This is a genomic window from Microbacterium sp. B24 (assembly GCF_000333415.1).
Lineage (GTDB): Bacteria > Actinomycetota > Actinomycetes > Actinomycetales > Microbacteriaceae > Microbacterium.
Window position 1 is genome coordinate 1 of the sequence record NZ_BADB01000134.1, and the last position, 5,661, is coordinate 5,661.

Annotated in this window: 6 protein-coding genes; 1 reads left to right on the forward strand and 5 read right to left on the reverse strand. The window is 72.0% G+C overall.

Annotated features, from left to right (window positions below):
• From I5I_RS03070 to I5I_RS03090, 5 genes are all read right to left on the reverse strand, one after another.
• Positions 1-366: NAD(P)H-hydrate dehydratase (locus tag I5I_RS03070; protein WP_275574454.1), on the reverse strand; the 366-nt coding region annotated here is incomplete at its 3' end.
• Positions 367-373: 7 nt separating this feature from the next.
• Positions 374-1,141, reverse strand: a complete 768-nt coding sequence (locus I5I_RS03075; RefSeq protein ID WP_036316350.1) for a histidine phosphatase family protein — start codon at positions 1,139-1,141, stop codon at positions 374-376.
• 82 nt (positions 1,142-1,223) lie between these two features.
• Positions 1,224-1,724, reverse strand: coding sequence for a DUF2076 family protein (locus I5I_RS03080; protein ID WP_036316351.1), 501 nt, complete (start codon positions 1,722-1,724; stop codon positions 1,224-1,226).
• Between the two features lie 149 nt (positions 1,725-1,873).
• Positions 1,874-2,989 (reverse strand): sensor histidine kinase, encoded by a 1,116-nt coding sequence (locus tag I5I_RS03085; RefSeq protein WP_036316353.1) that lies wholly within the window; start codon positions 2,987-2,989, stop codon positions 1,874-1,876.
• Positions 2,986-3,660 (reverse strand): response regulator, encoded by a 675-nt coding sequence (locus I5I_RS03090; protein ID WP_036316355.1) that lies wholly within the window; start codon positions 3,658-3,660, stop codon positions 2,986-2,988. The genes I5I_RS03085 and I5I_RS03090 overlap by 4 nt, the downstream gene beginning before the upstream one ends.
• Positions 3,661-3,824: 164 nt before the next feature.
• Here I5I_RS03090 and I5I_RS03095 point away from each other — a divergent pair.
• Positions 3,825-5,661: bifunctional lysylphosphatidylglycerol flippase/synthetase MprF (locus I5I_RS03095; protein WP_239640000.1), on the forward strand; the 1,837-nt coding region annotated here is incomplete at its 3' end.

The window sequence follows — 5,661 nt, forward strand, 5'->3', positions numbered from 1 at the left end:
CACCCCGGACTTCACCACGGCCATGAGCGTGGCGCGTGTCTCGGCGACGTTGTCGAACCCCGGGCCGACGAGAACCGCGTCGGCATGCGCCAGCGCGGTCGCCGCGGCCCCGTCGATCGGTTCGCCGGCATCCTCGGGCAGCGCGAACACCGCCGCCTCGGGGAGCTGCGCACCGATCACCGCATCCACCGAACCTGGAACGAGGGTCGCGACGCGCCCCGCCCCGACGCGCAGTGCGGCCTCGAGCGCGAGCATGACCGCCCCGGGCGTGCGCCGCGACGCGCCGACCACAACAGCATCACCCCGTGACTGCTTGGTGCGGCCGGGTCCGGGAAGTCCCCACTCGCGGAGTGTGGCGGCGTCCACGGGACCGTCACTCGGGCAGGTCATCGGCAGTCCCTGGGTGCACGGTGACGGCAACGTTCGCCGCCACGAGGTGGGACACGTCGGAGAAGACGCGCAGATCCCAGCCGCTGCAGAGGCCCGACTCCTGCTGCCGGGTGACGTGCGTCATCGACGCGTTGAGCACTGGGTGCGCCGCGGCGAACGGCATGAGTTCCTTCTCGTCGAGATCGAGCAGGATCGAGACCAGGAGAGTCACGACGGCGTCGTGCGCGACGACGAGCACCGCGTCGTGCGCAGGGTGCGAGACGACTGCATCCGCGAGGAACGAGCGCAGTCGCAGGCGCACGTCCGCCCACGACTCGCCGCCGGGCGGCCGGTGGTAATACTTCCCGAGGCGCCGTCGTCGGTCGGCCTCCTCGGGATGACGCGACTCGACCCCGCGACGCGTGAGGAGGTCCAGGATGCCGAGTTCGCGGTCGCGGAGCCGCTCATCGGCCCGTGTCGGGATGGGCGTCTGCGCGTGGTCGAGGGCGATCGCCAATGTGTCGCGGGCGCGCCGATACGGCGACACCCACGCCGCGTCGAACCATGCAAGCCGTCCATCGCTTCCGGGCGTGCGCATGCCCGACATCCATCGTCCCAGTGCCTGCGCCTGGCTCACGCCGACGTCGGACAGCGGAACGTCGGCATCGCGCATCTCGAGGTCGATCGCCTCACGTCCCGCGCGTTCGGCGGCGCTCGCCGCCAGGTTGCCGGCGCTTTCCGCGTGGCGAACGAGCCAGAATTCGGAGGTCATGCGGCCACGCTCCCGCGCGTGATGAACGATGCCGAGGGGGTTGACATCCCCGGCATCCTCCCCCGCAGGCGTACGGTCCCCGTCAGAACACGTCGCCCATGTCCCACCCGTCGTCACCGTCGTCGTCGCCACCGTCGGCGGACGGCGCAGGGGCTGCGGGGGGAGGCGTGAACATGCTGGAGATGCCCTGCGCGAGCAGCACACCGCCCGCGACGCCTGCTGCTCCGGCGGCCGCGGTGCGCAGGAAGCTGCCACCACCGCCAGCACCGGCGGGTGCCGCCTGATCGGCTCCGCCGTCGCGCCGGGACCCGAACAGGCCTCCCCAGCGTGGGCGCGGGCTCTCCTCCGTGACGGCGGGCGCGGCGGTCGCGGGCGTTGCCGGAGGCGTGGCGGCGGGCGCGCCTGCTGCGGCGAGAGCCTCCTTCTGCAGCAGCACGGTCTGCACGAGGAAGTACAGGGCGTCCGGCTGTGTGCCGATCAGCTGATCGATCAGGCGGGCCGCCTCGGCATCCTTCTGGATCGGTTCCGCACCGCGCACCGCGTCGGCGAGGTCGACGATCAGTCGCACATCCGAAGTCTGCATGGCATGTCCTTTCGTTCGGCGCGGATCGGCGTCGGGTGCCGTGGCCGCGCTCTTCCATGCTCGGTCGCCGGGGACTGCGGGCCCATCCGCCGGGCGGCCGGGAACGCTTGCCGACCGGCGGACACCCCTCGCCCGACGGCGGGGCGGGATCAGTCCGTGCGGCGCGGCAGGGTCAGGCGCACGAGGAAGCCGTCATCGAGAGGGTGGGCGTCGAGGGTTCCCCCCAGGATCTCGGCACGCTCGCGGAGGCCTCTCAGCCCCAGACCCGCGCCGGGCAGATCGAGAGCCGGCTCCGTCATCGCGCCGTTGGTGATCGTGACACCGCACGCACGGTCGTCCTGCCAGAACGCGACGGCGACGGGCGAGCCGGGCGCGTGCTTGCGGACGTTGGTCAGCGCCTCCTGCACGGTGCGGTAGACGGCGCGTTGCGCCGCGGGCCCGAGATCTTCGGGTGGGGCTCCGGTGACCGCCAAGGCCATGCCGGTCGATGCGAGCAGTGCGGGAAGCTCCGCGATCGTCGGCTGCGGCGCGAGACCGGGACTGCGGGTGCCGGCCGCGCGCAGCAGCATGACCATCGAGCGCAGCTCCTCCAGAGTCGTCGAACTCAAGGACCGGATGGATGCCGCGCCCTCCCGCGCCGCGGCATCCGCCGCCGTGACCTGCAGAGCGGCCGCCTGCACCGCGATCAGACTGACCTGATGCGACACGACGTCGTGCATCTCGCGCGCCAGCTGGTTGCGCTCTTGGGCGAGGACGGACTGCGCGTACAACTCCTGTTCGTGGCGCTTGGTCGCCTCGATCTCCTCGAGGCGCGCGTGCAGCTCCTCCGTCGTCTGCAGGAGTTGGCCGAGCAGGATGGGCGCCGCCGCGGTGGCCGCTTGGTACACGAAGGTGACCGCGGTCCAACTCTGGTCGACGACGAGCTGATCGACGATCGGCCACCCGATGGCCTCGGCCGCGGCGAACGCCGCTCCCGCGAGAATCAGCAGCCCGCGCGCCCGCGTGCGCGCCGACAGGCTGAACAGCGCGATGACGGGTGCGGCGAGCACATTCGCGATGAGTGCGGCAGGCAGGGTGAGTGCGAAGGCCAGCGCCGGCCAGCGACGCCGCAGCAGCAGTGCGGCGCACCCGAGGATGCAGACCGCGAGCGTCAGGGGGTCGTCGGTGTTGGCCGAGAGGTACGCGTCGGCGGCTGCCACGGCGACGGCGAGAAGATCGACGACGAGCGGCGGGATCCGCCGCCACCATGCTCGGATGGCGTTCACACCGTGTCGTCCCGTTCGGCGCCGTCGTGCGCGTCGAGCAGGCCCGCGCGCTGCGCTGCGAGCGCCGCCTGCACGCGACCGGCGACTCCCAGCTTCGCGAGGATCGCGCTGACGTGGTCCTTGACGGTGCCGGCGCCCAGGTAGAGCCGTCCGCCGATCTCCGCATTGGAGAGCCCCTGAGCGACGAGCGCGAGCACCTGCTGCTCGCGACCGGTGAGCGTCGCGACGCGCTCGGCCTCGGCATCCATGGCCAGGCGGCCCGGCTGCGTGTCCAGAAGCCGACGCGACGCGCGCGGGGCGAGCACGACGCCGCCCGCGGCGAGAGCCCGCACGTACTGCGCGAGCTGATCGGGCTCGGTGTCCTTCAGCAGAAACCCGGAGGCGCCGGCGTTGAGCGCAGTGAGCACGTACTCGTCCGCGTCGAACGTCGTCAGCATCGCGATCGCCGGCCGATCGGGCATCGCGGTGAGCACGTTCAACAGCGTGAGCCCGTCCACCTGGGGCATGCGGATGTCGAGGAGCAGCACGTCGGGCTTCTCCGCCTTGATCACCTCGAGTGCGTCGACACCGCTCGCGCTGGCGACCACACGGATGTCGGGTGTCGCATTCAGGATGAGTGTGAAGCCGCTGCGCACCAGCGCTTCATCGTCCACGATGACGACACGGATCATCGACGCCACCTCCCTCCCTCAGAACCTAGATCATGGTGCTCGCGGTCGCGTCCACGTCGTCGGACGTTCCGCCATCCGCCGGGAGGGAGGCCCGCCGATCGGCGGGGGCGGATGACACCTGCCGACCGATGCGTCGACGCGCCGATCGAGGTTGGCTCGATGGTGTGAAACCTGCCTTCTCCGCCGTCGTCCGTGCTGTGCTGCGCCACCCCGTGTCGCTCGCCGTCGCCGCGGGGGCCCTGGGGATGGGGGTCGCCCATGTCACCGCGGCGGGAGAGGTCGCGCTGGACGGGGCGGCCTTCAGCGTGCTGTCGTGGCTCGGCCTGGTCGTGATGCTCGCGATCGTCGAGCGCATGATGGGAAGCGCGCGGGCGGTGCTCGTGACCGCTGCGGGCACGGCGACGGCCGTCCTGCTCGCCTGGGGTGTCTTGTCCACTCTTGCCGCTCTCGGGGAGCAGCTGTCGGTAACGGCCCTGCAGTACCAACCGTGGGTGCCCTCGGTCACGACGGCCCTTCTGGTGACGGTCGCGTCGGGCTCGCTGCGTCCCGCGACGCGGCGACGCGTCCGCTGGGCCGCCGTCACGATCATCGTTGCGATGCTCCTGGTCAACGGCCATGCCTCCGATCTGGCCCGTGCGGCGGCGGTGCTGCCCGGCCTCGCCGCAGCGGCGTGGTGGGCGCCGTCCGCCGCGGTGCGCCCGTGGCCGGCCGGAGCGCGCAGCACGTGGCGACGCCTCGTCTCATCCGCGCTCATCGTCCTGGCCAGCGCCCTCGCGCTGGCGGCGGTGACCCCCGACGCCAGCGGAATCCTGGCGTGGACGGGCGCCGCGGTCGACGCATCCCTCGCGCCCCTGGCCGCCGCGCTTCTTCTGGTCAGCGCGTTGCTGATCGATCTCGGTCGGATCGTGGGCGTCGTGCTCGCCGGGGCTGTGCTCGTCACGGTCGCCGCCGTCGTGTTCGTCGAGGTGCTGCTCACACCTCTGGTCGAGGGGGACCTCTGGTGGTCCGGGATCAGCGGCGGCGAGATGGAATGGCAGATCGTCATCGCGCTCGCCGGTGTCCTTCCCGCGCTGGCCGCGCTGAGCGTGGTGATCGGCGCTCGCGCGATCGTGCGGCGCGCGGCGCCGACGGCGACGGCGGAAGACCGCGCCGCCGCCCGGGACGCCGCACACGCTCTCGGAACCGGCACCTTCGCCCACATGGCGACCTGGGCGGGCAACTCGGTGTGGGTCGGCCCGGACGGCGCGGTGGTCGCGTATCGCGTGCGCGGCGGCGTGGCGATCACGGTGGGTGATCCGATCTGCTCCGACCGCGCGGCCACCGTCCGCGCATTCTCCGACTTCTGCGATCAGCGGGGGTGGATGCCGGTCCTGTACAGCGTCCATGCCGAGACGGCCGCCGATCTGGCCGGCGCAGGCTGGTCCACGATGCCGGTCGGCACCGAAGCGGTGCTCGCGACCGCCGGCTTCAGCCTCTCCGGCAAGCGGCGCCAGGACCTGCGGACCGCCGTCAACCGTGCCGCTCGCGAATCGGTCGAGGCCGTATGGACTCGCTACGTCGATCTCGACGCGGCCGCGCGAGAGCAGGTCGACCGCATCTGCGGGCGTTGGGCGCAGGGCAAGGCGCTTCCGGAAATGGGCTTCACACTCGGCGGCCTTGCCGAACTGAAGGACGAGGAGGTGCGCCTGATGCTCGTCGTCGGCGCTGACGGCGAGATCCATGCCGTCACGAGCTGGCTTCCCCGTCGACGGGCGGGCGTCGTCGTGGGATGGACTCTGGATGTCATGCGCCGCGCCGAAGCGGCCATGCCGGGAGCGATGGAGTTCGCGATCGTGTCGACCATCCGGCAGGCGGAGGTCGACGGCATCCCGACGATCAGCCTGTCCGGCACACCGCTCGCTCCGCACGAGGGTGCCGTACCCGGGCGGCTCTCGCGCCGCGTGGTGCGGGCCCTCGAGCCGGCCTACGGGACTCTAGAGGATCCCCGGGTCCGGCTCGAAT